Below are 26696 nucleotides of genomic sequence, written 5' to 3'. Positions count from 1 at the left end.
GGCCAGGATGCCAACACCCATGCCACCGGTCATTGGCAGCTTCGGGGTGTCTTGCTTGATGTTATCGATGTTCTTCGCGAGGGTCACAGTGTCCGTGCCATCGTCGGTGTTTTCGACATCCTTACGGGTGAAGTCGATCTCCACCGGCTTGTCCAGCTTGGCGTAGCCAGCCGGAGCCTCGAGCTCCTTCAGGCAGAACTTCTTGGTTACCGGAGCAACCTCCTTGTTGTCCTCGAAGTCGGTGACGTGCAGGCCATCGATCGTGAAGGTACCGTCAGCGCCCGTGGTCCACTCCTTGACGCCACCGATCGCGATCTGCTCACCCAGAGAATCAGCAGATGTGCACTGGTACAGGGAGAACTTTGCGCCCTCGAGGACCTTGCCTTCTTCCTTACCGTCCTTCTTCACAACCTTCAGCTTGCCGTGGTAGGTCACGACCTCGTTGGTCTTATTCTTGACCTTGTTGCCGGTGTTCGGGTTGTTGAAGAACACTTCAGCGTGGTTCTTCAGCGCGAGGGTGTCGCCAACCTTCTTACGCTTCACGTCGAAGGAAAGGGACATCTTGTCGCCCGACTTAACTTTCGCCAGACCGGCCGCAGTCAGAGTGACTTCCAGCTTGTTATTTGCAGTACTCGGTTCGTTGACGGTGTAATCGCCCTCGACCAGAACCGTGTCCCCGGCCTTGACCTGGGTGACCTTCTGGAACGCCAGTCGGTCATCCAGCTGGTCAGAGAAACTAAACTCAGTCAGGCTCTTGCCCTCGCCCCAGGTCGGAGCATCTGCGGTGATGGTGTAGGAGAAGTCATCCTGGATGTTCTTATCGGCATCCTTGACGGTCTTCTCGGTCTTGGTTTCGGTGTTCTTCGGGTATGCGATGACGTCGTAGTTCCACGCGTCAGAAGCCTGATTGACCATCGGGATGGACACGATGAACGGTGCACCGGTGACGATGCCATCCGGAGCTTCGATCTCCTCGACGTAGTAGATGCCCAGCGGCAGATTGTCGAACTTAGCTTCGCCCTTGCCCTCGGTCGTCTTCTCGTAGGTCGTGGTGGTCTTGTCAGTGTCCTGGACTTCGGCCGCGGTCTTCGGGAACTTTGTCCAATCGTCGTTCTGCAGGTCGAATTTCAGCTTCGTAATCTTGAATTTCACGCCGTTGAGCTCCGTGCCCGGCACATCCGGCATTTCCTTACCGTTGGCACGTTCGCCTGACTCGGCACCCTTCTTCTTGAAGAGAGTCAAAGAACCTGTCTTGGAGAAGTCAATATTGGCCTTCTGGACCTGCTGAACCTGAGAGCCTTCCTGCGCAACAGCGATCGCACCCGGGGCAGCAATACCCAAGGAGAGGCCAGCAACGGCGGCGACAGTGACCGAACGAATGGTCAGAGAGTTCTTCTTCACTGGAGTGAATTCCTTTACATAAGTAGTGACTGGAGCGCGTAGCACCCCTCGACGTTCAGCGACTCGCTCCGGTTAGCTACTTTCAAGCTTGCCGCCCTTTCGGCCGCGACACCTTAAAATTCGCTGGCGGTCACATGCGCCCAAAACCCTTTGTTGACAGAACACTTTTATTGTGATGTCAACAATTCCCGGGCTTCAGCCTGATAGTTCCCGCCTAGTGAGTCGCACCTAACCATCTTACTGCTTCGACGTCCCCAACAGCTAAAATAATTAAGGCATGCATTACTTTTCCCCGAAAATAAACCTGGCTGACACGACCCAAAATCGCCCTCAATCTGGATTTTTGAACAGCATTTCGCCCCAAAGTGCACCGGCAATACCCCCCCACAATAGGGTAAAAAGCGATAAGCGTCTCACAGCAAAATTTAAGACTTTGGCAATCTCGTAGCGAAGAATAGACTCCAACTCTCCACGTTCCACCGGAGCGAGCCCCAACACCTCAGTAGAAATTAAGGCCCATGACAGACAAATCCCCAACGCCGAACACGACGGACGCGAACCCGCCCCGCAAAGACAAGAAACTGAACTCCAACGCGATCATTGCCGTCGTCCTCATCCTCGCCGGCTTGGGTGTACTGCTATACCCGGTGCTCGCCACCCAGTGGAATAATTACCAGCAGTCCCGCGCCGCCGAGGCCTACTCGCAACTGGAAAAGGGCGTGCCCCCAGAGGTCCTCAATAAGGCCTGGGAGGAGGCGCAGCAATACAACGCCGACCTCGGGGATATTGACCCCGGCGATGCGTGGACCAGTTCCAACGACGAAAGCTCCCCGGCGTATCAGCGCTACCTGAATTACCTCTCCGTCCTGAATGAGACCGAGGCCATGGGCCGCATTGTGCTGCCCTCCATCAAGTCCGATCTGCCAATCTTTCACGGCACCTCCGACCGCGTGCTGGCCCGCGGGGTCGGCCACTTATACGGCACAGACCTGCCTGTTGGCGCACCCGGCGAACTCGGCGAGGATGACACTATCCCGCCCGCCCCACCAGAGGGCCGACTCTCCGCGCTTTCTGCCCACACCGGCATACAGAACGCCACCCTGTGGGACAACCTCAACCAGATCAAGAAGGGCGACCCGGTCTACGTCGCCGCGGCGGGCGAGAAGCTAAAGTACGAGGTCCGGGACATCGAGATCGTCACCCCGGATAAAACCAGCCTGCTGCGCCGCACGCCGAATAAGGACCTGGTCACGCTCATCACCTGCACCCCCTATGGCATCAACACCCACCGGCTGATCATCACCGCCGAGCGCGTGCCGATGGACCCGCAGGAAGAGTCCGTCTTCGACGGGCAGGGCACCACCTGGCAGTGGTGGATGTGGGCCATCCTCGCTGCCGCGGCGATCATCGTGCTGCTGCTGGTCCGGTGGTGGTGGAAGAACTTCCGCAAGCAGGAAGACAAGGAGGGGCCCGCAACCTCCGGCGCTGGGGACACCGCGGAGAGTTAACGGGCTTTTGCCTGGTGGGTTGATTAGCAGCATGAGCTCATGAGCTCATCCTCCTCTCAGGCTCCTGCTACCCGCCGCCTCACCACCACCGGTGCAGTCGCCCTGGCGGTGGCCACCGCCGCAACCCTGGCCACCGCGCCAGTCTTCGCCGCGCCCCGCCCGGTGCAAGATTCCCAGGGTTTCTTCGTCTTCCCGGCGCACGCCCGGTTCAGCTTCCCTCACTCCCTAAAGGGCCCCGAGGTTGGTTCCTAGTCATTCGCCTTGATTTCTACTATTTCCTGTGGCGGATTCTGCTTCCACAATTCGGTGTTCACCTCGACCGAGGTTTGGTATCCCCAGTTTTGGTGAAGAGCTAGTCTCGTTCGACCAGGACACCCACTCAAATGTCGCGATTTCTACCTCGACACCGTCACCCCACCTGCAAGTATGGATTAGCTCGTTCTTTTAGAGAGCCATTAACGTTTTCGGCCAACACATTGTCATAGGAGTCGCCAACCATCCCGGTTGTGAGCCTGGTTCCAACAAGAAGAAGCTGCGGCAGCTTTCAGTGGCTCGTTAGTGTCGCGTAGCTGGTGATTGTTACGACGTAGCCTCGCGTTCTCAGCGGCCAAATCTTCAGGCACAGGTTCTGGGATGTTTCCCGCACGACGGGCAAGCTTAAGCCCATTGACCGCCCGTGCGCCATAACCCCCAGCTTTTAAAGCCACTGCCTGGCACGCGGGGTGCATCGACATGTGTTCCACAAAGATGCGGTCCTCCACGAGACGGAGCACACGGTCCTTGGCATCCTGGTCAAAACTCTTCGGCATGTTCCAAGACTTCCCATCTACTCAAGCGGAACAAAACCTGGGGCACTTCATAGCGGTGTCCAAAATAAATGGAATCGTCGTCATGGTTCTACTTCGAGGTAGCGTTGGCACTTAGGTTCCGATTAAAGCTGCACGGTACGAAAGTCACATTCGAGTGGTTATATCCACACTTATTTCCGATGATAATCTGGCTCACAACTACGGCTTAACAGCAAGGCCGTAACTTGAGAAAGGATTAGTTCCATGGACGTCATGGAAACCTGGGAGCCGGTGCTTACAACCGGCCCTCTCCTGGGGATAGCAGCTGCAGCGGTTGCCTTGATCTTGGTCATGGTGATCCACTTCAAGGTTCACGCATTCATCGTGTTGACCATAGTTTCTACCCTGACTGCGCTGGTTGCCGGTATCCCTCTTGAGGGCGTCGTCCCGACGCTAACCAAGGGCTTCGGCTCCACGCTTGGTTCCGTTGCACTGTTGGTTGGTTTAGGCGCCATGATCGGGCGCTTGGTTGAAACCTCCGGTGGAGCTAAATCGCTTGCCGACGCCCTGGTGAAACTCTTCGGCGAAGACAAAGCACCGTTTGCGCTGGGTGTTGCCTCGCTGATTATGGGTTTCCCCATCTTCTTCGACGCTGGCTTGATCGTGATGCTGCCGGTGATCTTCGCAGTGGCGCGGCGCCTTAACGGCCCGGTTCTCGCCTACGGTATTCCCGCGGCCGGCGCGTTCTCAGTAATGCACATCTACCTTCCGCCCCACCCGGGTCCTGTCGCGGCCAGCGAATTTTATGGCGCTGACATCGGCCTCATTTTGGTCTTCGGCCTGCTGGTAGCGCTTCCTACGTGGTATCTCTCCGGCTACCGCCTGGGCCTGCACTTGGGCAAGAAGTACCCCTTCGTTGTCGGCGATATTTTGACCGGCGAACGCGTGGCGGATGAAAAGCTTCCGGAAAAGCCAGCTTCACCGGCGACGGTCATCGGAATTCTTCTTATCCCAATGCTCCTTATCTTTGGCAACACCGGCTTGTCAGCCCTTTCCTCCGCTGGTCACATTTCGAGCGATGCCACCTGGGTTAAATTTTTCGTCTTCCTAGGTCAGACCCCCATCGCGCTGCTCATCACAGCGCTTGCCGCGATGATTGCGCTCGGATTCAAGCGCGGAATGGATAAGACTGCGATTGAAAAGACCATGGAGTCTTCCCTGGGCCCGATTTGCTCGGTGGTGCTGATTACCGGTGCCGGCGGCATGTTCGGCGGCGTGCTAAGAACTTCTGGAATCGGCGATGCTCTGGCTGATTCGATGGCAGGCCTCGGAATTCCTGTCATTCTTGCCTGCTATCTCATTGCGGTCGCGCTACGTCTTGCACAGGGCTCTGCCACCGTGGCTCTTACTACTGCAGCAGCGCTCATGGTCCCAGCTGTAGAAGCAGCAGACTACTCTGCAGTGCAGCTTGCTCTTATCGTGCTTGCCACTGCCGCGGGGTCGGTCTTTGGCAGCCACGTCAATGACTCGGGCTTCTGGTTGGTCGGCCGGCTCATGGGCATGGACGTGGCAACCACGCTGCGCACGTGGACCCTTAACCAGGCACTCGTTTCCTTCGTCGGCTTCGTCTTCGTGCTTATCATTTTTGGGATTACTGCAGCGTTTTAGCCTCAGATAGTCTCAGTCCAAGAAAGCCAGACCACAACGGTTTAGGGCATCTAGCCCCGCAGATACCTCGCTGCTTCGGCAGCCAGTTCTGCGGGGCTTAGTGCTACGTCGAGCACGATCCCCGGCTCGTCCTCACCTAACGGCTCAAGCGTTTCGAACTGCGATTGCAAAAGCGATACCGGCATGAAGTGGCCTGCACGGTTTTGCATGCGCTCCAGCAAACGCTCGTAGCTGCCGTGCAGATGAACAAAAACCGTGTCAGGCGCATGGGTGCGAATCAGATCCCGGTACGAGCGCTTAAGCGCTGAACATCCCACGATGGCGCCTTCGGTTTGCCCCTGCATCCACTGCCCGATTGCTTCGAGCCAGGGCCAGCGGTCGGCGTCGTCAAGCGCGTGCCCCGCGGACATCTTTTCGATGTTGGCGGCCGGATGCATGTCGTCGCCGTCCCTAAAGACGAGACCAACCTGGTCTCCCAGCAGCTGCCCCACCGTAGATTTCCCGCAGCTGGACACTCCCATCACGATGACGTGTTTATGCGCAAGTTCCGTGTTCACCTTAGTAGAGTTCACAGCCTTCAAGTCTAGTACTGCGGGGTGAAGTTGATACGCGCAATCTCCGCTCGCGCGGCCGGGTCCAACATCGCGCACAATCCGGCGTCAACGCGGCAGCCTTCGGCGCTGATGCCTATCGCCGCTCATAGCACCCGTAATTCCTCAGTCGCCGACCGCCAGTACGCAGCTTGGGCTGCAGTAAATTCCTTCAGCAGGTGCCCACCGCTGCGTGCAGCGGTGCGGGTGGCCTCGTTCGTAGCAGCATCGAGGACGTCGATATAGCGGCCGACCTCGTCGCGCGGGATGCGAAGCCCCATCGTTAGATGCGGGGTCCAGCGAGCCCCTCGTGATTCAGGATTGGCCGCGCTTATCTCCCGGGCGGCCGCTTCGAACTCTTCGGTTGTTTCCAGAAGCCAGGCGATTGATTGCTTCGAGCGCGTTCCGAATACTACGGTTCCCACCCGTTGAAAAGTGGCTGGCAATAGCGGCGGAAGCAGTTCAGCAGCCAGTTCCACTGCCTCGGGGGCCATGGATTGGGCGAAAGTAATAGTGATGTGCGGGCGCTGATTCTGGCGTGGCAGGCCGCGCCGAACGAGGTCGTCGAATAGCTCGGCGATGGCCCATTCTTGCTCTTCAGGAAGATAAAGCAAGAGATTTTCTGGGGATTTGGCGCTCATGATTTCAGGTTATGGCATTTGAACTTTTAAGGTTGTCTGGTTTCCAAATGCTGTTAGCCGAGCCCAAACCCGCATGGAGTTGTCCCCACCACTGGGCGCTACAAGCCACGTGACAATACATCCCAGGCATTAATGTGCACAGGCCATCCCAAGGTGAAGCGCGGGGCTGAGCCAATAAAACGGATTTTTCGCCTTTCGAGTCCTGCCGATTAGCCATTTTTCCGCCGAAACTGTTTGCATTGTTTATGACGTTTATGTGAATTTCTATCTTTAATTGTCGAGACATCTCTATCGTGCGCCACTGGAAAACAGTCGCTAGCGTAAGTCTTCGTCACGCACCGCCAACGTATTCGCCGGTCTTGCCATCGCCGGCGGCACGCTCATGATGCCGGCAGCTAACGCTGCAACCGTCACCGAGTCCTACCCAGAGACTCCGGCCATCAACGCCAAGCTGCCAATCATCCACACCACCCACGGCTCCGATCATAAGAAGGCTAACGTCCTTAACCCACGCCCGGTCTGCAACCCATGGGAAGACCACCGCACCAGCACCACCTCCATGACCCTGGGCGGCGACGTTTCCGGCAAGAACTCCAAGGGCTCCGCAGGCATCTCCCGCGAGATCGCTACCAAGCTTGGCGCTTCCGCGTTCTGAACTTGACCGGCACCCAGCAGTACTGCAAGCATCCGCTGCTTGGATAGCCGCTCCCTTCTCAGGAGCCGGAAGAAAAGGGAGCGGCTTTCCCAGTTTTGCGCACGTCCGTCAGCGTCTGCCAGCACAATTTGCCAAACAAGGCGCCAAAACTTCGAAAAATCCACCCACTATTTGGCAAATTGCGCCCTTGCGCCGCCCCAAGCCCGGACGCGGGCTCTTAGAGTGGAGCACACAAGGCACAAACGCAAAGGAAACTTCATGACTGCAAAACAGCCGCACTGCGTGGTCGTCGGCTCCATCAACGCCGACTTGATGATTAGCGTGGAGCGCCACCCCACCCCGGGCGAGACACTGATAGGCAGCGGTGGCGAGGTGCTCGCCGGCGGCAAGGGCGCAAACCAAGCGGTAGCTGCGGCACGCCAAGGCGCCAGCGTCTCATTCGTGGGCGCAGTCGGCGATGACGCTTACGCCGGCCCAGCCATGGAACTGCTAGAAGCCTCGGGCGTCGATCTCAGCCACGTCGAACACTTCAAGGCCACCACCACGGGCCTTGCGGTAATCAAGGTCGCAGCCGACGGCGAGAACACCATCGTGGTGGTCCCCGGCGCGAATGCGCGGGTGGACGCTGAGTTCGTTCAACAGCACGCGCGGGCACTTCACAAGGCAGACATGGTGCTACTACAGGGCGAGATTCCCGCCGCAGGATTCCAGAAGGCGGTCGAACTCGCACGCGCGGTAGGCGCCCGGGTGGTGGTGAACCTGGCGCCGGTGGTGGACGTCGATAAGCAGGCGCTCCTGCAGGCAGACCCACTCGTGGTTAACGAACACGAGGCGGGGTTGGTGCTCAAGCAACTGGGTGCGCAGACGCCGAGCGATGAACCAGAGGAACTCGTAGAATGCCTGCGCGCCGAAGGCTTTGCCGCGGTGGTGTTAACGCTTGGAGCGCGCGGGGCCATCGTGGCGGATGCCGAGGGCACCACGCCGATTCCCACCCCGCAGATCAAAGCGGTGGACACCACGGGCGCCGGCGACGCGTTTACAGGCGCGCTCGTGGCGAAGCTCCTACAAGGGGCCACGCTTAGCGACGCCGCCCATCACGCCGCCCGCGTAGGCGCCTTCGCCGCACTGAGCCGCGGCGCCCAGCCTTCCTACCCGGATCTAAAAGCGCAGCTTCCTTAAACCGCCAGCCAAGGGCAAAGCGCAGCAACCGTGGCCTCCGCACCTGCTTCCAAGGTGGGGTGCAGCTCAGGGACGAACTGCGGAGAGTGATTGCCCGGTGCATTCTCCGGATCTCGGAAGCCGCCGACGGCCCAGAAGCAATACGGTGTGCCAAAGGCATTCGGGATATCCGGGAAATCCTCAGAGGCCGATAAAGGCGCGAAGGTCTCCGTGCGCTCCTCCCCCAACAAGGTCTGCATAGACTCGGTGACTTTGGCAGTTACATCGCGGTCATTGTCCAGCACCGGGAAGCGTTCGGAGTATTCGAAGGAAGGCTCCGGCGCGCCCGCCGCGGCGGCCTGATTGCTCACGATGCGTTCGATCGAGGCATGAATGTGGTCTTCGACTTCCTGCGAGTAGCAGCGGGTATTGAGCTCGAACACGACTTTGTCCGGAATCACGTTGGCCTTCGTGCCGCCGTGAATCGTGCCCACGGAGACCACCGCGCGCTCGCTGGCCGGTAGCTCACGGGAGATAATTGTCTGCAGCTGCATGATGATTGAGGAGGTAAGCACGATTGGGTCGACGCTCTTCTCCGGCATGGAGCCATGCGAACCGACGCCGCGCACAGTTACCTTCACAGTGGAAGCCTGGGTGAAGCTAATGCCCTCGTTGGTCGCGACATGGCCCATTGACAATGCACCCATGACGTGCTGGCCCAGCATGACATCGGGGACGGGAACCTTGCCCGTGATTCCCGCAGCGACCATGTCCTTGCCGCCTTCAGCGATCTCCTCGGTAGGCTGGAAGACTGCCTCGAAAGTGCCGGACCATGCGTTCCGGGTTTCCGCCAGAAAAGAGATGGTGGTCAATAGCCACGTGGTGTGCATGTCGTGGCCGCACATGTGCCCGACCGGCACCTCTTGGCCAGCCTTGTCGGAGACCTGAGTGGCAGTCGAGGCGTACTCAACGCCGGAGTCTTCCTTCACTGGCAAGCCGTCGAAATCGGCACGCATCGCCACGGTGTGGCCATCGCCGTTGCGCAGGATTCCGACGAAGCCGGCTCCGACGTCGACTACCTCGACGTCGTCAAGCGCCTCCAGCTCTTTGATAATCCGCGCCTTGGTTTCGGCTTCCTGCAGCGAGAGCTCCGGGTGCTGGTGGAACCACCTATAAAGCTCCTCACGCTGCGCCTTCGTCCTTTCCAGATATGTTTCCAAAGATTCAAACAGTTTCGTCATAGATCCCACCTAATGCCTACCTAGTCACCGCTTGCGGAGAACGCACTCTTGACGCTATATACCCCTAGGGGTATATTCAAAACCATCCTAATATACCCCCTGGGGTATACGTCTAGAAGAAGGGGAATCCTATGTGCCGTCCCGTTACCTGCAAGTCCTGCGGAAAGACCACCTGGGCAGGCTGCGGCAACCACATTAACCAAGTAAAAGCCACCGTCCCGGCAGGCCAGTGGTGCACCTGCCCACGCGAGACCACCTCCGCCAACAAAGGCCTGTTCCGCCGCCTCTTTAGCTAAAGGAGTATCCCACCCATGACCGCCAACCCCACCACCGTCATCATCGGCGGCGTCGCCGGTGGTATGTCCACCGCAACCCGCCTGCGCCGCAATGATGAAAAGCGAAACATCATTGTCCTCGAGGCCTCGGGCCACGTATCCTTTGCCAACTGTGGCCTGCCCTATCACATCGGCGGAGTCATCGAAGAGCGCCAGGACCTTCTCCTCCAAACACCGGAGGCCCTGAAAGAACGCTTCAACATCGACGTTCGCGTCAACACGCGCGCCACCCACGTCGATCGCGCTGCTCGTACCGTCACCACCGAATCCGGCGAGACCATCCCCTACGACGATCTAGTCCTTTCTCCCGGTGCAACCCCGTTCCTGCCACCGATCACAGGCATCGAAAAGGCATATAGCCTGCGCACCGTCGAAGACGTAGACCGCATCGCCGCCGCACTTAAAGGCCGCACGCGGGCAGTAATCATCGGCGGCGGATTCATCGGCCTGGAGATGGCCGAAAACCTCCGCCACCGCGACCTTTCTGTCGCCGTCGTGGAGGCTGCCCCGCAAATCATGGGCCCACTGGATTCTGAAATGGCCGCCATCGTGACCGAGCACCTGCGCGCCAACGGAGTTGAGATTCGCACCAATGCGCAGGCCACTGAAATCAGCGACTCCGGCGTAGCGCTCGCCGATGGTACCGAGCTGCCCGCAGATATCGTCATCACCGCAATCGGCGTGCGGCCAGCCAGCGATCTAGCACGCGAAGCAGGGCTTGAGATTTCGGAGCGCGGCGGAATTGTGGTCGATGCGCAGCAGCGCACCAGCGACCCGCACATTTTCGCACTTGGCGACGCCGCGACCAAGAAGGATCTGCACACCGGCGAAGATACCCTCGTACCACTGGCCCAAACGGCCAACCGCCACGGCCGCCTCGTTGCAGACATCATCACTGGCCGGGAAACCGCCTCACTGCCAGTACTCGGAACGGCTATCGTTGGGCTCTTTGGACTTGCCGCAGCCTCCACCGGATGGAATGAACGGCGCGCACGAGCCGCTGGCAAGAAGGTGCGCGTAATTCACCTGCATCCGGCCAACCACGCGGGCTACTACCCCGGCGCGACACAGCTGCATATGAAGCTCGTCGTGGACGCCGAAACCGACGCCATCCTCGGCGCGCAGATCGTTGGTAAGGACGGAGTGGACAAGCGCATCGACGTCATCGCCACCGCGATGCGGGCGGGGCTTAAGGCACGCGACCTCGCAGATCTTGAGTTGGCCTACGCACCCCAGTTCGGCTCAGCGAAGGACCCTATCAACTTCGCGGGCTTTATCGATGACAACATTGTGCAGGGCGAGCGCACTGTCCAATGGCACGAGCTCTCCGAGCACCTCGAGGCCGGGACACTCCTGGTAGACGTCCGTTCAGCCTCCGAGTTTGCTGCAGGCGCCATCCCCGGAGCCATCAACATTCCGCTCGATGAGCTGCGCGCACGCCACGCCGAAATCGCAGGTCATAAGGATGTCATCGTGCACTGCCAGGTGGGTTTGCGCGGCCATAATGCGGCGCGCATCCTCACAAACCTGGGTTATGACGTTGCTAATCTGGATGGCGGGTATCTGACTTGGCAGCATGGAAAGGCCGCATAATGAACTTAGATCCTGCAGAGGTAAAGCCCTCCATCACGCGCCTCAAGCGTGCACGGGGACAAATCGATGCCGTCATCCGCATGCTCGAATCCGGCGAAGAATGCGAATCAGCAGTAACTCAGCTTGCCGCCGCTGCAAAAGCGATCGATCGCGCGGGCTATTCCATCATCGCCACCGGGCTTAAGCAGTGCTATCGCGAAGAGGGCCCAGAAGGCCTCGATGCGGAAAAGATGGAAAAACTCTTCCTTTCTCTGTCTTAATTTGGCGAGCTTAAAGGGGCTCAATGGAATACTTCGCTACTTAGGAGCGAGGGTAGTCACGCCCATCGACGCAGCGTGACTACCCCCGCTCTTCTTCAAAAATGGCGTCCCACTTCACAAAGTGACGTGACGCACGATACACTATCCGCCTATAGATTGTTGAACAATTTTAAAAGGGGATTTGAGTGTATGAGCCAGCTCTTTATTGATCTCAATGCCGACCTCGGCGAGACCACCGCAGGCAATCCAGTCGCAGACGACGCAGCGATGCTCAAGCTGGTCTCCTCTGCCAACGTCGCCACCGGCTTCCACGCGGGTGACCCACACTCCATCGCCGGCACCGTCCACGCAGCTAAAGAGGCGGGCGTCGTCGTTGGTGCACACGTAGGCTACAACGACCCAGCCGCGTTCGGCCGTCGCTTCATCGACTACAACCCGGCTGAGTTGGCAGACGAAGTCACCTATCAAATCGGCGCGCTTGAGGCGCTGGCCCGCGCGCACGGCACTCGCGTTGCCTACGTTAAGCCGCACGGCGCGATGTACAACGCCATCGTTCACCACGAGGCCCAGGCCAAGGCAGTCATCGACGGCATCAAGGCCTTTGGAGATATCCCGGTCATGCTGCTGCCGGGCGGCGTGGCAGTCGACATCGCCGAGGCACGCGGTCTAACTGTCATCCGCGAGGCCTTCGCGGACCGCAACTACAACCCCGACGGCACCCTGGTCTCGCGCACGCAGGACAATGCTGTGCTGCACTCGGCAGATGAGGTCGTAAGGCGCGTGCTCGAGGTGGCAGAAACCGGCGCCATCACCGCCATCGACGGCAGCGTCCTTAGCGTGGATGCGCAGTCCGTTTGCACCCACGGTGACTCCCCGGGCGCCGTGGAGATGCTGCGCGGCGTGGTAGCCGAACTGGATGCCCGCGGCATTGAGATCCGGAGCTTTATCTAATGCACATTCACCCCGTAGGAACCCGCGCGTTACTCGTGGAGTTGGATGACCTTTCCCAGGTCATGGCCTGGCACGAGGCACTTACTGCGCAGCCGCTGAAGGACCAAGTCGATGCGATTGCCGCAGCGACAACCCTATTGCTCACCTTTAATACCCCTAACTCGGCGCATGCCGCCTCCGAGTTCTTGGAGGATTTCCACCCTTCCGCACGCTCCGTGGAGGAGCCACGCTTGGTGGAGATCGACGTGCTTTACGACGGCGCGGATCTGGACGAGGCTGCCGAACTACTCGGTATGTCCCGCGAGGGGCTTATCGACTGGCATACCTCGACCGAGTGGCTCGCGGCCTTCGGCGGCTTTGCCCCGGGCTTTACTTATTGCACCCCGGCAGATGCCTCCCGCAGCGTCGACATCCCGCGTCGCTCTACCCCGCGTACCGCGGTGCCGAATGGCTCGGTGGGCATCGCCGGTAACTTCTCCGCGGTCTACCCGCGCGTCTCCCCCGGCGGCTGGCAGCTGCTAGGCACCACCTCGACCCCGATGTGGGAATCGGATGCGCAGCCGCCGGCACTGGTGCAGCCCAGCGACCGCGTGCGCTACCGTGCCGTCAGCTCCCTGCCGGACATCGTATCCACCACCCCGTTTGGCCGCCGTACCCCAGCGCGCCTGCCACGTATGGAAGTCATCGACCCCGGCCTTGTCACCCTCTTCCAGGACCAAGGCCGCCCGGGCCGTGGCAACTTAGGCGTTACCCCTTCGGGCGCAGCTGACCAGGCAGCAGCGGCCACCGCCAACGTCGCGGTGGGCAACCCGCGCGGTGCGACGGTGCTGGAAAACATCGGTGGTATTCGCCTGCGTGCCCTCACCGATACCGTCATTTGCGTCACCGGCGCCCAGGCCCGCGTGCTCCTCGAGGAGATGCCGGTGCACCTCGCGCGCCCGGTGCTCGTGACGGCGGGTTCCACCGTGATCGTCGAGCCGGCCACGTACGGCATGCGCTCCTACATCGCCATCCGCGGCGGCATCGTTGCCGATACCGAGCTGGGGTCCTCCTCCACCGACGTGCTCTCTGGGCTGGGTCCTGCGCCCGTGCACATCGGCGACATCATCGGTGTCCTGCCGCGCTCGAGTGCCATGACGGATGCGCAACTGACCAATCCGCTGCGCGTTTCTGAGGGCTCCCACGGGCAGACCTCCGGCGTGCTGCGCTGCGTGATGGGCCCGCGCGATGACTGGTTCACGCAGGACAGCCTCGACGCTTTCCTGGAGCACGAATGGGAGGTCACCCCGCAGTCCAACCGCGTCGGCCTGCGTCTTAGAGCCAGCGACGATGCGACCTTGTCACGTGCGCGCTCCGGCGAGCTCCCGAGCGAAGGAATGGTTGCTGGCTCCGTGCAGGTTCCGCCATCGGGTGAGCCGGTAGTCTTCCTGCGCGACCACGCCGTCACCGGCGGCTACCCCGTCATCGCCACCGTCTTGGAAGAAGACATCGACATCGCCGCGCAGCTCCCGCCGGGAGCCACGGTCCGCTTTGAACTAGTTGAAGGTTAATCATGATTTCTGCAGTCCTTATTGCAAACCGCGGAGAGATCGCCGTGCGCATTGCGCGCGCTGCGCGTGACCTGGGCATCCGCTCCATCGCCATCTACTCTGAGGCAGACGCAGGCGCCCTGCACACCCGCGTGGCCGACGAGGCCTACGCCCTGCCCGGCAACACCGCGGCCGATACCTATATGAACGTCCCGGCATTGCTGGACATTGCGGTTCGCGCCGGCGCCGATGCCATACACCCGGGCTACGGCTTCCTCTCTGAGAACGCCGACTTCGCCCGCGCTGTGGCCGGCGCCGGCCTGACCTGGATTGGCCCAACCCCAGAATCCATCGAGCTGCTCGGTGACAAGATTGCGGCCCGCCGCGTGGCCGAGGAGGTCGGCGCTCCCCTGGCTCCTGGCACCTCCGACCCCATCGACGACTGGCAGGAGGCCCGCGCCTTCGCTGAAAAGCACGGTCTGCCGATTGCCATCAAGGCAGCTTATGGCGGCGGTGGACGCGGCCTGAAGGTCGTGGAGAACCTCGAGGACATCGAGGCCGCCTTCAACTCTGCAGGACGCGAGGCCAAGGAGGCCTTCGGCCGCGCCGAGTGCTACGTGGAGAAGTTCCTGACTCACCCGCGCCACGTCGAGGCGCAGATCCTCGCCGATACCCACGGCAACGTCGCCGTGCTTGGCACCCGCGATTGTTCCACGCAGCGCCGCTTCCAGAAGCTCATCGAAGAAGCCCCTGCCCCAGCACTTAGCGACGAACAGCGCACCGGCATCCACGAGGGCGCCCGCGCCATCTGCGCCAAGGTGGGTTACACCGGCGCTGGAACCGTGGAGTACATAGTCTCTGAGGACGGCACCATCTCCTTCCTCGAGGTCAACACCCGTGTGCAGGTTGAGCACCCAGTCACTGAGGTCGTGACCGGCGTGGACATCATCGCGGAGCAGTTCCGCATCGCTTCGGGCGAGCCACTGTCTTTCGTGGACGAATCCCTCGACCCGGAGCCGCACGGCCACGCTTTCGAGTTCCGCATCAACGCCGAGGACATCCTGAACGGCTTTGCGCCATGCCCTGGCACCATCGTGCGCTTTGAGCCGCCGACGGGCCCTGGCATCCGCGTGGACGCGGGTGTGCGCTCGGGTTCCATCGTGCCACCGTACTACGACTCGCTGATTGCCAAGTTGCTGGTCTGGGGACCGACCCGCGAGGTGGCCCTGGCCCGCGCCAAGCAGGCCCTGGCCGAGTTCGACATCGAAGGCGTGCGCACCGTGCTGCCGTTCCACCGCGACATGGTCTCCTCCCAGGTCTTGGCCGACCACGGCGATGCCAAGGCCGCAGCTGGTATCTACACGGACTGGCTTGACCACAACTACCGCCCTTCTGCGGAGTCCACGAGCAACATTGCGCCGGTCGAGGCCATCTACGCCAAACGCACCCAGGTAGCCATCGAAATCGACGGCAAGCTGGTCAGCGTCGGTTTGCCGGAGAACCTGTTTGCGGCAGACCCGGCGGCTGCTGGTGGGGTGAAGGTGGCGTCGCCAAGCGCGGGCTCGCAGGAAGGCGAGGTAACCGCACCGTATGATGCAAACCTCGTGGCGTGGAACGTCGCGGATGGCGACACGGTCGAAGAGGGCGAGGCCATCGCGACCATCGAGGCGATGAAGATGGAATCTTCTGTAAAGGCTCCACGCGGCGGCACCATCAAGCTGTTGGCCAAGGAAGGCGACCGCTTGGATCCGTCGAAGGTTATCGCGACTATCGACTAGTCTCAGCGGTTTGCTTGTGTCCCACTAATTGGGCCGTGGTTTTACCAGTTGCGCTTGCGGCCGCGACGAATTCTGTGGCGGCAGGAGCCGCGCGGCCTCCACATCCCAATGGGATAAGCTTTCTGTCATGCTTTCTCAGTCTGTGGCGTCGGAGATTCGCGATGCCATCTCGGCCGGCGAGTTCATGCCCGGTCAACAGCTCAGCGAGGTCAAAGCCGCTGAGCGTTTCTCTTGTTCCCGCAATACGCTCCGCGAGGCGTTCACTGAGCTCGCTGCGCAGAGACTCGTGGAGCGCATCCCCAACCGGGGCGTCTTCATTGCGACGCCGGATGCCGATTACGTGCGCGACCTGTTCATCGCACGTGCCGCCATCGAGCCCTCCGGCGTGCTGTGGGGCGAATTCGCTGATCCGGCAGCGTTGATTGAGCTTGTCACTTCTGCTCGAGCCGCGCAGGAAAACAGCGAGGACCAGGAAGTATCCAACATTAACCAGCGTTTTCACCGCGCACTGGTGGCGTCGCTAAATTCCCCGACGCTTAACGCGCAAATGAACAACCTACTCGCGCGGATGCGGCTGAGCTTCTTGCTCGTTATCCCGCGCTACCCCACCTTGCACGCTGAACACATTGAGGGCAACATCCGCTTGGCCAGGCTCATTGCCGATGGAAAACGCGAAGAAGCTGCCGCGCTTTTGCACGACAGCTTGCTGCGGACCTGCAAGACGATGCTCGCGGTCATCTAGCTTGGGGTGGCTTGGCGGGGCGGCTTCCCTGCCCCCATTGCGGTTTGGTCCCATAGGTTGGGTCCCTTTGTGGGGTAAAGGGACCAGTAAGCCAAATTTTCCGGCACGACCACTCGTAAAGAAACCCAACCAATGAAACCCAAGCAATGGGACCAAACCGCGCGGTCGGCCGGAGCAGTTGCAGAGGAAGCTGCAAGCGCAGCCGCAGACCGGGTTTAGGAACCTGGTAGTCCACGTCGCGCGCGTCAGTGACGAGCATCTTGCCGGGCTGGTGGGTAATCGCCAGGCGCGGCTTCGAGTTCATCACCACCGCTTGTGGCGTCACGCCACACGCCCAGAACACCGGAATGTGCCCTTCCGGGATGTCCACGGCGTCGCCGAAGTCAGGGCGAGAAAGATCCGAAATGCCAATATCCTTAGGGTTTCCCACGTGCACCGGCGCCCCGTGCACCGACGGGTAACGCGAGGTGATGCGCACGGCGTCGGCAACCTGAGATGCAGGAATCGGTCGCATGGAGACCACCAACGGTCCGCTGAAAATGCCGGCCGGAGTGGTGGGAATGTTCGTGCGATACATCGACACATTGCGTCCCTGCTCGATATGAGCCAGCGTAATGCCGTTTTCCTGCAGCGCCGATTCGAAAGTAAACGAGCAGCCGATGAGGAACGTGACCATGTCCTCAGCCCAGAACTCCGTGGCGTCCTCCACGGAGTCGGTTAGCTCACCGTCGCGGAAGATGCGGTAGCCGGGGATGTCGGTGCGGATATCGCCACCCGCGAGCAGCTCCGAGCTGTATTGGCCCGCCTCCAGCACGCCCACAATCGGACACGACTTCGGATTGCGCTGAGCAAACAACAGGAAGTCGAACGCGTAATCCTGCGGCACCGCAAGCAGGTTGGCCTGCATGTATCCGTCAGCGAAACCCGCCGTAGTCACCATCTGATTCTGCCGGGCATGCGCGCGCACGTCAGCGGGCTGCATCGTGGAAGGATGTGCAGTGTAAGACATCTTCCAAGGCCCCTAAGCCCAAAGCTTCATGATTCCGGAGATGGAGTTGAAACCGATGTAGAGCTCCAGCAGCAGCGCGATGGAACCAACCACCAGCAGCCACATTGGGTGCTTGACTCCGCCGAAGAGATCGCGGCGTCGGAAAGCAACCCACATAACCATCGCAAACGCAATTGGCAAAATGATGCCGTTGAACGCGCCTGCGAAAATCAGCAGCTTCTGGGGAGCGGAGTTGAGGATAACGAACAAGATGGTGCAGACCACGATGAAGCCCACCGTGAGGAAGTTGCGGGTGCGCGGAGCGAACTTCTGCGTGGTCACAAAGGAGATCGAGGTGTAGGAAGCTCCAATCACCGAGGACAAGCCCGCGGCAAAGAGCACCACGCCGAACGCACGGAGTCCGAACTCGCCGGCGGCTTGGCGGAAGGCGTCGGCAGCCGTGTTGTCCTCAGACAGTGCCACACCCGTGCTGACGACACCCAGCACAGCCAAGAAGAGCAGCACGCGCATGATGCCGGTGATGATGACGCCCATGACCGAGGTCGTGGTGATGTTCTTGATGTGCTCCGGGCCGGTCATGCCGTTGTCGATGAGGCGGTGCGCACCCGCAAAGGTGATGTAGCCGCCGACGGTGCCGCCGATGAGGGTGGTAATAACGAAGAAGTCAACTTCCTCCGGCATGACGGTGTTCTTGAGCGCCTCGCCCACTGGCGGCTGCGAGACGATAGCCACGTAGAGCATGAGCAGGATCATGATGGCGCCAAGGGCAGCCACCAAGCGGTCGAGCGCAATGCCGGCGCGTTTGGACAAGAAGATGAAGATGGCAATCGCCGCAGCGATGACCGAGCCGATGCGGGCGTCAATGCCGAGCATCGCGTTCAAGCCCAAGCCAGAGCCAGCAATGTTACCGATGTTGAATACCACACCGCCGATGAAGACGAGCACCGCGAGGAACCAGCCAAGGCCCGGCAGAACGGTGTTGCCAAGCTCGTTGGCGCGCATGCCGGAGAGGCACAGAACGCGCCAGACGTTGAGCTGAATGGCGATGTCCACGATGATGCTGAGCAGAATCGCAAAGGCGAAAGCTGCACCCATCTGGACGGTAAAGACGGAGGTCTGGGTCAAAAAGCCCGGACCGATGGAGGAGGTGGCCATGAGGAACATGGCACCCGCCATTGCGCCGATACCCTTGGGTGGGTTCTTGACGACTTCAGTTGTTTCAGCGCTCACCAAACTGTCCTTTCGTGATGCAGGTCGCATTAGTTACGTGATGCACATCATCTTAAGGGGTTGTTCAACAACTTAGGAAGGAAATTGGTCAACCACTTTAAAAGACCAGCTCGAGGATGCAGTTTGCGGGTGCCCCCTTGCGCTTGACGACGACCGGGATAACTAGCGCTACGCCTGCTGCGAAATCAGCCGAATCTGTTCCGGCGTAGTTCGGCAGCAGCCGCCCAGCAGGGTCACGCCCAAGGCGCGCAACTGGGGCGCGGCTTCGACCAGCCCCAGCGAATGCTCCTCATCGCGGCGCCACTGGCGGGCCGCATGATCCCAGGTCTCGCCACTGTTGGGGTAGGCAAGCACGGGCAGATCGATGCCCTCACGCATGCGCTTGACGACGCCCTTTGCCGTCTCCGCATCACAACAATTCACGCCCAGGGCGCCGAGGTTGCGCGCCTGCTTCGCGAACTCGATGACCTGCGCAACCTTGGCAGGGTCCGCTGCAAGAACGCCGGTGACGCTGAGCGCATAGGGTTTGCCTGTGGCGTCGAGTAACTCCAGCAATGCAGCCGCCTCGTCAACGTTGGGAATGGTCTCAGCAAGCAGGAAGTCAGCGTCGGTTGCGGCGAGCACCTCGATGCGGCGCTGATGCCAGTGCTTAAGCTCCTCGCAGCCCAGCCCGTAGGCACCGTCGTAGTCCGTGCCTTCACCGGGGCCTGCTCCATAAGGCCCCACTGAGGCGGCCACCAAACCATCGGGACGCGCATTGTTCGCGGCAACGCGTGCCACCTCCACGCTGCGACGCAGCAGCTCTTCAGCTTCATCTCCGAGCGCATCGAAGGTCACCTGGTACGACGCCGTGGTGGCCACCTGCGCGCCCGCGCGATAAAAGTCCTCGTGCGCCGCCTGAATTTCAGCAGGGTTCTCGCGCAGAATCTGCGCCGACCACAACTGTCCCGAGATGTCGTTGCCGCGGGACTCCAGGTGGGTGCCGAGACCGCCGTCAAAAATCAGCGGCGTTTCAAAACACTTCATGCGTTGCAGCCTAACCAGTAAGCGCCGCATTCCCTCAATTTGTTTTCAGCGCCTGCACCGCAATCGCGCGCGGCGCCGACGCCCCACACGCGTGAGACAAGCGGAAACTCTCTCGAAAGCGTTGCACAACTGAAGGATGTGACCTAGGATTCATTTCTAACTAATGGTGATTCGTATTTTTTAGGAGGACCTCATGGCACAAGACGTATACATCGTCGGGGCCGCACGCTTGCCCATCGGTAAATTCGGCGGCAGCCTGGCCCGCCTTTCACTGACCGAGCTGGGTACGACGGCGGCGTCGGCAGCTATTGAGCGTTCGGGTATCCCGGCCGCCGAAATCGACACCGCGGTGGCGTCGAATGTCATGCCCGTCATCCCGAGCGACTTGTATATTTCCCGCAAAGTCGCCATCGGCGTCGGAATGCCCGAGTCCTCTACCGCAATGGGCGTCAACCGCCTCTGCGGCTCCGGCGTCCAAGCCGTGGTCTCCGCCGCGCAACTCCTCCAGTCTGGCGACGGCACCGTGGCACTTGCCATCGGCGCCGAATCCATGAGCCAAGCCCCCTACTCCGTCGAGGGCGCCCGCTTCGGCAAGCGCATGGGCGACGGAAAACTCTACGACTGGCTCACCGGCGCACTCTCCTGTCCCTTTGGCACCGGCCATATGGGCGTGACCGCGGAAAACGTCGCGAGTGACCACAACATCTCCCGCGAGCGCCAAGACGAGTTCTCTGCGCAATCCCAACGCCGCGCCGCGGCCGCCCGCGCGGAAGGCGTCCACGCCGAGGAGATCGTCGCCGTAGACGACCTGGACTGTGATGAGCACGTGAGGGAGACGAGCGTCGACAAGCTTGCGCAGCTCAAGCCCGCCTTTGCGAAGGATGGAACCGTAACCCCAGGCAACGCATCCGGCATCAACGACGGCGCCGCGGCCGTGGTCCTCGCCACCGCTGAGCAGGTGAGCACGCGCAACCTCGAGCCGCTGGCCAAGATTGTCAGCTGGGCCATCGCGGGCGTCGATCCCACCCGCATGGGCGTCGGCCCCATCGCTGCGGTGCCGAAGGCACTGGAGAAGGCCGGGCTCACGCTGGACGACATCGACCTCATCGAGTCCAACGAGGCCTTCGCCGCGCAGGCCATCGCCGTGCAGGACGAGCTCGGCTTCGACCCCGAAAAGACCAACATCTACGGCGGCGCCGTGGCGCACGGCCACCCGGTGGGAGCCACCGGAGTCATCCTCATCACCAAGCTGGCATACGCGCTGCGCCGCCTGAACAAGCGCTATGGCCTGGTCACCATGTGTATTGGCGGCGGCCAGGGCATTGCGCTCATCATCGAAAACGAATCCGAGAACGAAGGAGCGAAGTAAATGACAATCACCAAGGTTGCCGTCATCGGCGCAGGTTCCATGGGCTCGGGCATCGCGGCACTGTGCGCATCGGCGGGTCTCGATGTCGTCCTGCTCGACCAGAACGCCGAGGGCGCGCAGAAGGGCGTGGACATCCAGGTAAAGCGCCGCGGCTTCTACCTGCCTTCGGACGCCTCCCGCATCACCGCCTCCGATGACTACGCTCTCCTCGAGGACCGCGACTGGGTCATCGAAGCCATCTTCGAGGACCTCGGCGCCAAGCACGCGCTCTACGCGGCCATCGAGCCGCACCTCAAGCCCTCAGCCATCTTGAGTTCGAACACCTCTACCCTCCCGCTGGCCAAGCTCGTCGAGGGCGTGCCGGTCTCGCGCCGCGAGCGCTTCGGCATCTCTCACTTCTTCAACCCGCCGAAGGTCATGCGCCTAGTCGAGCTCATCGCCTCCGGCGAGACCGAGGCCGCGCTGCGCACCACCATCGAACAAACCTTGGGCAAGATCGCACTCGAGTGCCGCGACACCCCGGGTTTTATTGCCAATCGCGTCGGCTGCTACTGGATGGCCGCCGGCGTTGCCCGCGCCCGCGAGTTCGGCGTGAGCTACGAGCTTGCCGACGCCGCCTTTGGCCGCGCCTTCGGCATCCCCCGCACCGGCATCTTCGGGCTTTTGGACTACATCGGTTTGCAGCTGGTGGGGCCCATCTGGAACTCTCTCGAGTCCGCACTTCCCGCGGGCGATCCGCTCCTCAATGTGCCGCTGGGCTGCGACGAGTTCATCGCGGGCTTGGTCGAGCGCGGCCTGACTGGGCGCACCGGCGAGGGCGGCTTCTACCGCGGCCGCGACGAGGTCATCAACTCCGACTATGAGTACGTGGCACGCACCCAGCCGGACGACCCAGTCATAGGGCTCAAGGATCCGCGCGAGGTCATGGACACGGATTCGCCGGGCGGCCGCTTCGCCCGCGCGGTCTTCCTCGACACCCTGCGCTACTGCTGCGAGGTCGCGCCGGAGATCGCAGAGCACGTCGCGCTTATCGACGACGGCCTCACCCTCGGCTTCGGCTGGAAGAAGGGCATTTTCGCGCTTGCCGACGCCATCGGCATCGACAGGGTTGCCTCCGCTTACGGTTCGGAGGCGCCAGCGCTAGTGACCGCAGCCGCCGCTGCCGGGGGATTCTTTGTAGACGGCAAGGTGCTTTCCTCCGAGGGCCAGCTGCAGGAGCTGCGGGAGCGGGAGGGCGTGGTCAGCCTGCGCTCCTTGGACCTGGAAACCGTGGTCTGCCTGCCGGCCGGCGCGGTGCATGCAGTGTCCACTCCTTCCGGGCGCATCGGCATCATCGACCTGCATACGCCGATGAATTCCTTGCCGACTGCCGCTTTGGAAGTCCTGCGCGCTGCCGTTGACTCCATCTCCTCTGCGGACCTGAAAGCGCTGGTCATCGGTAACGATGCGCCGGTGTTCTGCGCAGGTGCGGACTTGGCGTCGATTGCCGCGGCTGGTGAGTCCGGCTCCGCTGAACGCGTCAAAGAGCTCATTGCAGACGGCTCGAACACGCTGCGACAGCTGAAGTTCGCGCCGGTGCCCGTGGTCGCAGCGGTACGCGGTGTTGCCTTGGGCGGCGGCTTAGAGCTGGCCCTATCCTGCGACCGAATCGTGGCGCACGCAGATAGCCAGCTGGCTTTCCCAGAACTTAACGTGGGTCTCTATCCGGGCTGGTCGGGCACGATTTCCGCACTGGAGCGCCTGCGTGCGGCTGGCGTGGCCGACTACCACCAGAAAGCCTTCGACTTCATCACCTCGACCAAGCCCTTCCCCAACGCTTTCGTGGCCAAGGAGCAAGGCTTCCTGGCTGCCGACGACGTCGTGCTCATGTCCCCTGACCACGTCCTGGCGCGTGCCATCACGGAGGCGGAGTCGCTCATTGAGGGCTACGCCCCGCCTGCCGATGTCGCGATTGAGCTCTATTCCGGCCCTGCCCTCGACCGCGAGTGGCCCCTGGAAAATGCCACTGAAAACGACCACGTCATCGCAGCAAAGCTGGCGCAAATGTACACCGGTGAGGGCTCGCTGAGCTTTAACGAGTTCGCCGACCGTGAAGTGGAGTTCGACGTGCCGCTCGTGCTGCTGCCAGCGAACGTCGAGCGCGCGAAGCATATGGCGGCGACCCGCAAGCCGTTGCGCAACTAGCCCGCGGACCTGTCCCAACCATTTCTTTCGGATTGGTCCCATTGGTTGGGTCCCTTTACGGGGTAAAGGGACCACCTAGCAGGTTTTAGCCGGCCTTCTTACTCGTAAAGGGACCAGTAGACTGGGACCATCCTCGCTGTTGGGCAGCTTCCAGCGCCTGGCGCACCTCTCGTACGACACGGGCTCTCTCCGTGAGCAGCTCCCGTGGGCTGTATCGCAGCACGATGAGGCCACGGTTCTGAATCAGCTTCTCGCGTCGTCGCTCCTCCACGATTGTTTGCTCGGCACTCTTGCCAAACGACGAGCCGTCGTACTTGACGGCACCGTCGATCTCAATCACGACGGCGTCGTCAATGCATGCGTCTGCGCGGAAGTTCGGCGGAATGAAGTACTGCGCAACCACCTTCTCTCCCAGCTTTTCCGCGATGGCGATGCCTCGAAAGTAGGACTCGAAAGGCGATTCCGAATGCGCGATGGCGTGCTCAATCGCCTTCCGCGCCTGCGGGGCACCATGCACACGCCCCATGGCGGTCAGCGTGCGGCGCAGCTCCTCCTTCGTGGTGAGTTCCTTCGCGAGCGCCGAATCCATGGCAACGAGTCCCTCTTCGAAGGAATGGTGTCTTGCTATGTCGATGCACGCTCGTGCCACAGTTGTACAACGGGTGCCGAGCTACTCGGAGACCATGTTGTCTGGCAGGTGCGTCTTGCGGTAATCGTAATCGGCTGGAATCTTCGTCTTGACTGGCAGCGATTTGGACTGCCTAGCCATTTCAATCTTTTCGCCGAAAGGCGGGAGGACCCAAAGGCCCCATAGCCTGGCTGCTGATTTTCCTATCATGACGGCTTTGTGCACGCTTTTGCCTGCGGCAATCACTTTGAGGCGCTGGCGTTCGTAAGTGGGTAATTGCTCGAAGTAATCCCGCGGGGTTGCGACCCAGGGCGCTATTCGCAGAACCTCGCCATTGGCTATTTGCTCCCACACGTGGTGATCGTTGGACAGTGGACGTAAGTGAATGAGTCGTTGTGTTTGAGTCATACAACAATGTTCGCCAAGCGCGTGCGCCCGTGTCTAGAGTCAATTTTTTACCTGTGGATAACTCTGCATTTGCGCAGCTAGGGGGAGTTGGCGCTTTCGAGTCGGTTTGCCGGCTGGCGCCTCAGCGGCTGGCCTCTTGCTGGCGAATGGGCGGTTTCAGCTGCCGCGGTTTGGTCCTCCTCTAGTGGTCCCATTGGTTGGGTAGTTTTACGAGAGCCGACTCCCGCGCAATGGCTCCTAAGGGTTTCTTTGCCTCCTAATGAAACCCAACCAGTGGGACCAAACACGGAGAGGGGTGAGCCGCACGTCAAGCGGGGCGCGGGCAGGCTGCTACTTGTAGGCCGAGAAACCCGTAATGACCTTGCCCATGATGAGGCTCTGCACGGTGTCGGTTCCCTCGTAGGTGTGCATGGCCTCAATGTCGGCAAAGTGGCGCGCGATGTCGTTTTCTAGCAGGATGCCCACGCCACCGAGCATGTCGCGGGCGTCGGAAGCAATGCGTCGTGCAGCGCGGGTGTTGTGCAGCTTCGCCGCGGAAGCCTGCGGCGGGGTGAGCGTGCCAGCCTCCTCGCGGGCGGCAACCTCGCGGCAGGTCAGCATCATCTGGTTGAGGTCCAGCACCATGTTGGCCAAGCGCTGCTGGATAATCTGCGCTTTTGCCAGCTCACGGCCGAACTGGACGCGCTCCATGACGTAGTTGCGCGCGGTTTCATAGCAAGCCACGGCCGAACCCAACGCCATCCACGAGACGCCGATGCGCGTTGCTGTCAGCACGCGGGAGACGTCCTTGAACGTTTGGCAGCCGGGCAACCGGTTGGAGGCAGGAATGCGGCAATCCTCCAAGACGATGTGCGCCTGATGGATAGCGCGCAGTGACAGCTTGCCGGCAATCACCGTGGCGGAGTAGCCCGGCGCGTCCTGCGGAACGATGAAGCCACCCACGTTTCCGTCTTCCATACGGGCGTAAATCACGGTCACGCCACCGGAAGCACCGTTACCGATCCACTTCTTTTCGCCGTTGAGAACCCAGGAATCGCCGTCGCGAACCGCGGTGGTCTCCAGCGCAATGGAGTCAGACCCGTGCAGCGGTTCCGTCAGGCCAAACGCGCCGAGCAGCGAGCACGACGCCATCGCCGGCAGGTAGCGGGAGCGCTGCTCCTCCGAGCCAAGCATCGCGATGGAGCGCATAGCCAGGCCGGCCTGCACGGCAACGACAGTGCCCATCGAGGCGTCGGCACGCGTGACCTCCATGAGCGCCAAACCTGCGCCGCGTGCGGTCATGGACTCGTGGCCAGGAACGTCAAGGCCGTCCGTCATGAGGTCGAGCTCGCCTAAGCGGCGTACTAGTTCGAGGGGGTATTCGCTTTTCTCCCAATGCCCATTGATAACCGGCAGGCAATCCTCACGAAACGAGCGAGCACGTGCCCAGACCTCGGCATCTTGGGCGCTGATGCCGTCGAACACGCCGAGGAAGTCAGTTGTAGAATCAAAGAGATTATTGGACATTACAGGCCTCCGATACGAATCACTATTAGTCTGCTATTGTGATACACACCTCACCGCCTGTCAAGGAAACGTACCCAGCGAAAGGCACACCACCATGGCTAACCAGAAGCGCCGCGACCAAATCGCCACCGCCGCCCTCGACCTCTTTGACCAGCGCGGCTACCACGGCACCGGCATGGAAGACATCGCAAAGGCAGTGGGCATGCGGGCATCGAGCCTCTACAACCACTACAAGTCCAAGCAAGAGCTGCTCGCTGAGGTCACCGTCTCCGCCATGGAGGAACTCCTACGTGCCAACGCCGCGGCGCTCGCCGGGGTCACGGGTTCCGAGGAAAAAATCCTCGCCACGATGCGCGCACACGTCATCTTCCACGCCACCCACGCCAAGCGCGTCCGCGTGGTCAACAACGAGCTCAACAACCTCGAAGAACCCCACAAGTCCGTGGTCCTGCAGCTGCGCCGCGACTATGTGGCACGTTGGATGAACGTCGTCGACGA

At 61.1% G+C, this 26696-nt stretch carries 24 protein-coding genes and 1 pseudogene; 15 read left to right on the top strand and 10 right to left on the bottom strand.

The window, feature by feature from the left end:
- A partial coding sequence (locus HMPREF0308_RS01730; protein WP_005528089.1) for a SpaH/EbpB family LPXTG-anchored major pilin occupies positions 1-1401 on the bottom strand: 1401 nt, incomplete at its 3' end.
- A gap of 518 nt (positions 1402-1919) precedes the next feature.
- Between HMPREF0308_RS01730 and HMPREF0308_RS01725 the strand changes: the two genes are divergently transcribed.
- From HMPREF0308_RS01725 to HMPREF0308_RS01710, 3 genes are all read left to right on the top strand, one after another.
- Positions 1920-2909 (top strand): class C sortase, encoded by a 990-nt coding sequence (locus HMPREF0308_RS01725; protein ID WP_005528088.1) that lies wholly within the window; start codon positions 1920-1922, stop codon positions 2907-2909.
- 39 nt (positions 2910-2948) lie between these two features.
- The gene (locus tag HMPREF0308_RS01720; protein ID WP_005528086.1) at positions 2949-3161 is read left to right on the top strand and encodes a hypothetical protein; all 213 of its coding nucleotides are present in this window, start codon (positions 2949-2951) and stop codon (positions 3159-3161) included.
- An 809-nt stretch (positions 3162-3970) separates the two neighbouring features.
- Complete coding sequence (locus tag HMPREF0308_RS01710; RefSeq protein WP_034656648.1) at positions 3971-5365, top strand: GntP family permease; 1395 nt, start codon at positions 3971-3973, stop codon at positions 5363-5365.
- A 50-nt stretch (positions 5366-5415) separates the two neighbouring features.
- Here HMPREF0308_RS01710 and HMPREF0308_RS01705 read toward each other — a convergent pair whose 3' ends face one another.
- Together HMPREF0308_RS01705 and HMPREF0308_RS01700 are read right to left on the bottom strand one after the other, a co-directional pair.
- Positions 5416-5886, bottom strand: a complete 471-nt coding sequence (locus HMPREF0308_RS01705; protein ID WP_080548589.1) for a gluconokinase — start codon at positions 5884-5886, stop codon at positions 5416-5418.
- Positions 5887-6062: 176 nt separating this feature from the next.
- Positions 6063-6596: a hypothetical protein gene (locus tag HMPREF0308_RS01700; protein ID WP_005528082.1), complete on the bottom strand. Its 534-nt coding sequence runs from the start codon at positions 6594-6596 to the stop codon at positions 6063-6065.
- A 382-nt stretch (positions 6597-6978) separates the two neighbouring features.
- Between HMPREF0308_RS01700 and HMPREF0308_RS01695 the strand changes: the two genes are divergently transcribed.
- Together HMPREF0308_RS01695 and HMPREF0308_RS01690 are read left to right on the top strand one after the other, a co-directional pair.
- Positions 6979-7251, top strand: coding sequence for a hypothetical protein (locus tag HMPREF0308_RS01695; protein WP_005528081.1), 273 nt, complete (start codon positions 6979-6981; stop codon positions 7249-7251).
- A gap of 258 nt (positions 7252-7509) precedes the next feature.
- Positions 7510-8430, top strand: a complete 921-nt coding sequence (locus HMPREF0308_RS01690) for a ribokinase (protein ID WP_005528080.1) — start codon at positions 7510-7512, stop codon at positions 8428-8430.
- On the opposite strand, the gene HMPREF0308_RS01685 is transcribed toward HMPREF0308_RS01690, so the two are convergent.
- Positions 8427-9650 carry an amidohydrolase gene (locus tag HMPREF0308_RS01685; RefSeq protein WP_005528079.1) on the bottom strand — a complete coding sequence of 408 codons (1224 nt, stop codon included), beginning with the start codon at positions 9648-9650 and terminating at the stop codon, positions 8427-8429. The genes HMPREF0308_RS01690 and HMPREF0308_RS01685 overlap by 4 nt on opposite strands.
- A 131-nt stretch (positions 9651-9781) precedes the next feature.
- Between HMPREF0308_RS01685 and HMPREF0308_RS13835 the strand changes: the two genes are divergently transcribed.
- The 7 genes from HMPREF0308_RS13835 (at position 9782) to HMPREF0308_RS01655 (ending at position 16838) form a co-directional block, all read left to right on the top strand.
- Complete coding sequence (locus HMPREF0308_RS13835; RefSeq protein ID WP_005528078.1) at positions 9782-9946, top strand: hypothetical protein; 165 nt, start codon at positions 9782-9784, stop codon at positions 9944-9946.
- 15 nt (positions 9947-9961) lie between these two features.
- Positions 9962-11578 carry an FAD-dependent oxidoreductase gene (locus HMPREF0308_RS01680; RefSeq protein WP_005528077.1) on the top strand — a complete coding sequence of 539 codons (1617 nt, stop codon included), beginning with the start codon at positions 9962-9964 and terminating at the stop codon, positions 11576-11578.
- Positions 11578-11838: a metal-sensitive transcriptional regulator gene (locus HMPREF0308_RS01675; protein WP_005528076.1), complete on the top strand. Its 261-nt coding sequence runs from the start codon at positions 11578-11580 to the stop codon at positions 11836-11838. The genes HMPREF0308_RS01680 and HMPREF0308_RS01675 overlap by 1 nt, the downstream gene beginning before the upstream one ends.
- A gap of 189 nt (positions 11839-12027) precedes the next feature.
- Entirely contained in the window at positions 12028-12789 is a 762-nt protein-coding gene (locus HMPREF0308_RS01670; RefSeq protein WP_005528075.1) for a LamB/YcsF family protein, read from the top strand.
- Positions 12789-14339 (top strand): 5-oxoprolinase subunit B/C family protein, encoded by a 1551-nt coding sequence (locus tag HMPREF0308_RS01665; RefSeq protein ID WP_005528073.1) that lies wholly within the window; start codon positions 12789-12791, stop codon positions 14337-14339. The genes HMPREF0308_RS01670 and HMPREF0308_RS01665 overlap by 1 nt, the downstream gene beginning before the upstream one ends.
- Before the next feature lie 2 nt (positions 14340-14341).
- The gene (locus HMPREF0308_RS01660; protein WP_005528072.1) at positions 14342-16096 is read left to right on the top strand and encodes an acetyl/propionyl/methylcrotonyl-CoA carboxylase subunit alpha; all 1755 of its coding nucleotides are present in this window, start codon (positions 14342-14344) and stop codon (positions 16094-16096) included.
- A gap of 127 nt (positions 16097-16223) precedes the next feature.
- Complete coding sequence (locus tag HMPREF0308_RS01655; protein WP_005528071.1) at positions 16224-16838, top strand: GntR family transcriptional regulator; 615 nt, start codon at positions 16224-16226, stop codon at positions 16836-16838.
- A gap of 217 nt (positions 16839-17055) precedes the next feature.
- Here the strand turns inward: HMPREF0308_RS01655 and HMPREF0308_RS01650 are convergent.
- From HMPREF0308_RS01650 to mmuM, 3 genes and pseudogenes are all read right to left on the bottom strand, one after another.
- Positions 17056-17847, bottom strand: a pseudogene (locus HMPREF0308_RS01650) (putative hydro-lyase); the annotation flags it as partial.
- A gap of 12 nt (positions 17848-17859) precedes the next feature.
- Positions 17860-19023: an NRAMP family divalent metal transporter gene (locus HMPREF0308_RS01645; RefSeq protein WP_005528069.1), complete on the bottom strand. Its 1164-nt coding sequence runs from the start codon at positions 19021-19023 to the stop codon at positions 17860-17862.
- A gap of 222 nt (positions 19024-19245) precedes the next feature.
- A complete protein-coding gene (mmuM, locus tag HMPREF0308_RS01640) occupies positions 19246-20103 on the bottom strand; it encodes a homocysteine S-methyltransferase (RefSeq protein ID WP_034656561.1) in 858 nt (285 codons plus the stop codon).
- A 193-nt stretch (positions 20104-20296) separates the two neighbouring features.
- On the opposite strand from mmuM, the gene HMPREF0308_RS01635 reads away from it, so the two are divergent.
- Entirely contained in the window at positions 20297-21472 is a 1176-nt protein-coding gene (locus HMPREF0308_RS01635; RefSeq protein ID WP_005528066.1) for an acetyl-CoA C-acyltransferase, read from the top strand.
- The gene (locus tag HMPREF0308_RS14305; RefSeq protein WP_005528065.1) at positions 21473-23656 is read left to right on the top strand and encodes a 3-hydroxyacyl-CoA dehydrogenase/enoyl-CoA hydratase family protein; all 2184 of its coding nucleotides are present in this window, start codon (positions 21473-21475) and stop codon (positions 23654-23656) included.
- Between the two features lie 85 nt (positions 23657-23741).
- Here HMPREF0308_RS14305 and HMPREF0308_RS12910 read toward each other — a convergent pair whose 3' ends face one another.
- The 3 genes from HMPREF0308_RS12910 to HMPREF0308_RS01620 all read right to left on the bottom strand — a co-directional run bounded on the left by HMPREF0308_RS12910 (position 23742) and on the right by HMPREF0308_RS01620 (position 26198).
- Positions 23742-24245 carry an endonuclease domain-containing protein gene (locus tag HMPREF0308_RS12910; protein ID WP_005528064.1) on the bottom strand — a complete coding sequence of 168 codons (504 nt, stop codon included), beginning with the start codon at positions 24243-24245 and terminating at the stop codon, positions 23742-23744.
- An 81-nt stretch (positions 24246-24326) separates the two neighbouring features.
- The gene (locus tag HMPREF0308_RS12905; protein WP_005528063.1) at positions 24327-24692 is read right to left on the bottom strand and encodes a hypothetical protein; all 366 of its coding nucleotides are present in this window, start codon (positions 24690-24692) and stop codon (positions 24327-24329) included.
- A 330-nt stretch (positions 24693-25022) separates the two neighbouring features.
- Entirely contained in the window at positions 25023-26198 is a 1176-nt protein-coding gene (locus tag HMPREF0308_RS01620; RefSeq protein ID WP_005528062.1) for an acyl-CoA dehydrogenase family protein, read from the bottom strand.
- 94 nt (positions 26199-26292) lie between these two features.
- Here HMPREF0308_RS01620 and HMPREF0308_RS01615 point away from each other — a divergent pair.
- Positions 26293-26696, top strand: a 404-nt coding sequence (locus tag HMPREF0308_RS01615) for a TetR/AcrR family transcriptional regulator (protein ID WP_005528061.1), incomplete at its 3' end; no start/stop codon positions are given.

It is taken from the genome of Corynebacterium striatum ATCC 6940 (genome assembly GCF_000159135.1).
Taxonomy (GTDB): Bacteria; Actinomycetota; Actinomycetes; order Mycobacteriales; family Mycobacteriaceae; genus Corynebacterium; species Corynebacterium striatum.
The sequence above is the reverse complement of the archived record's forward strand: the minus strand, read 5'-3'. Positions and strand labels throughout refer to the sequence as shown.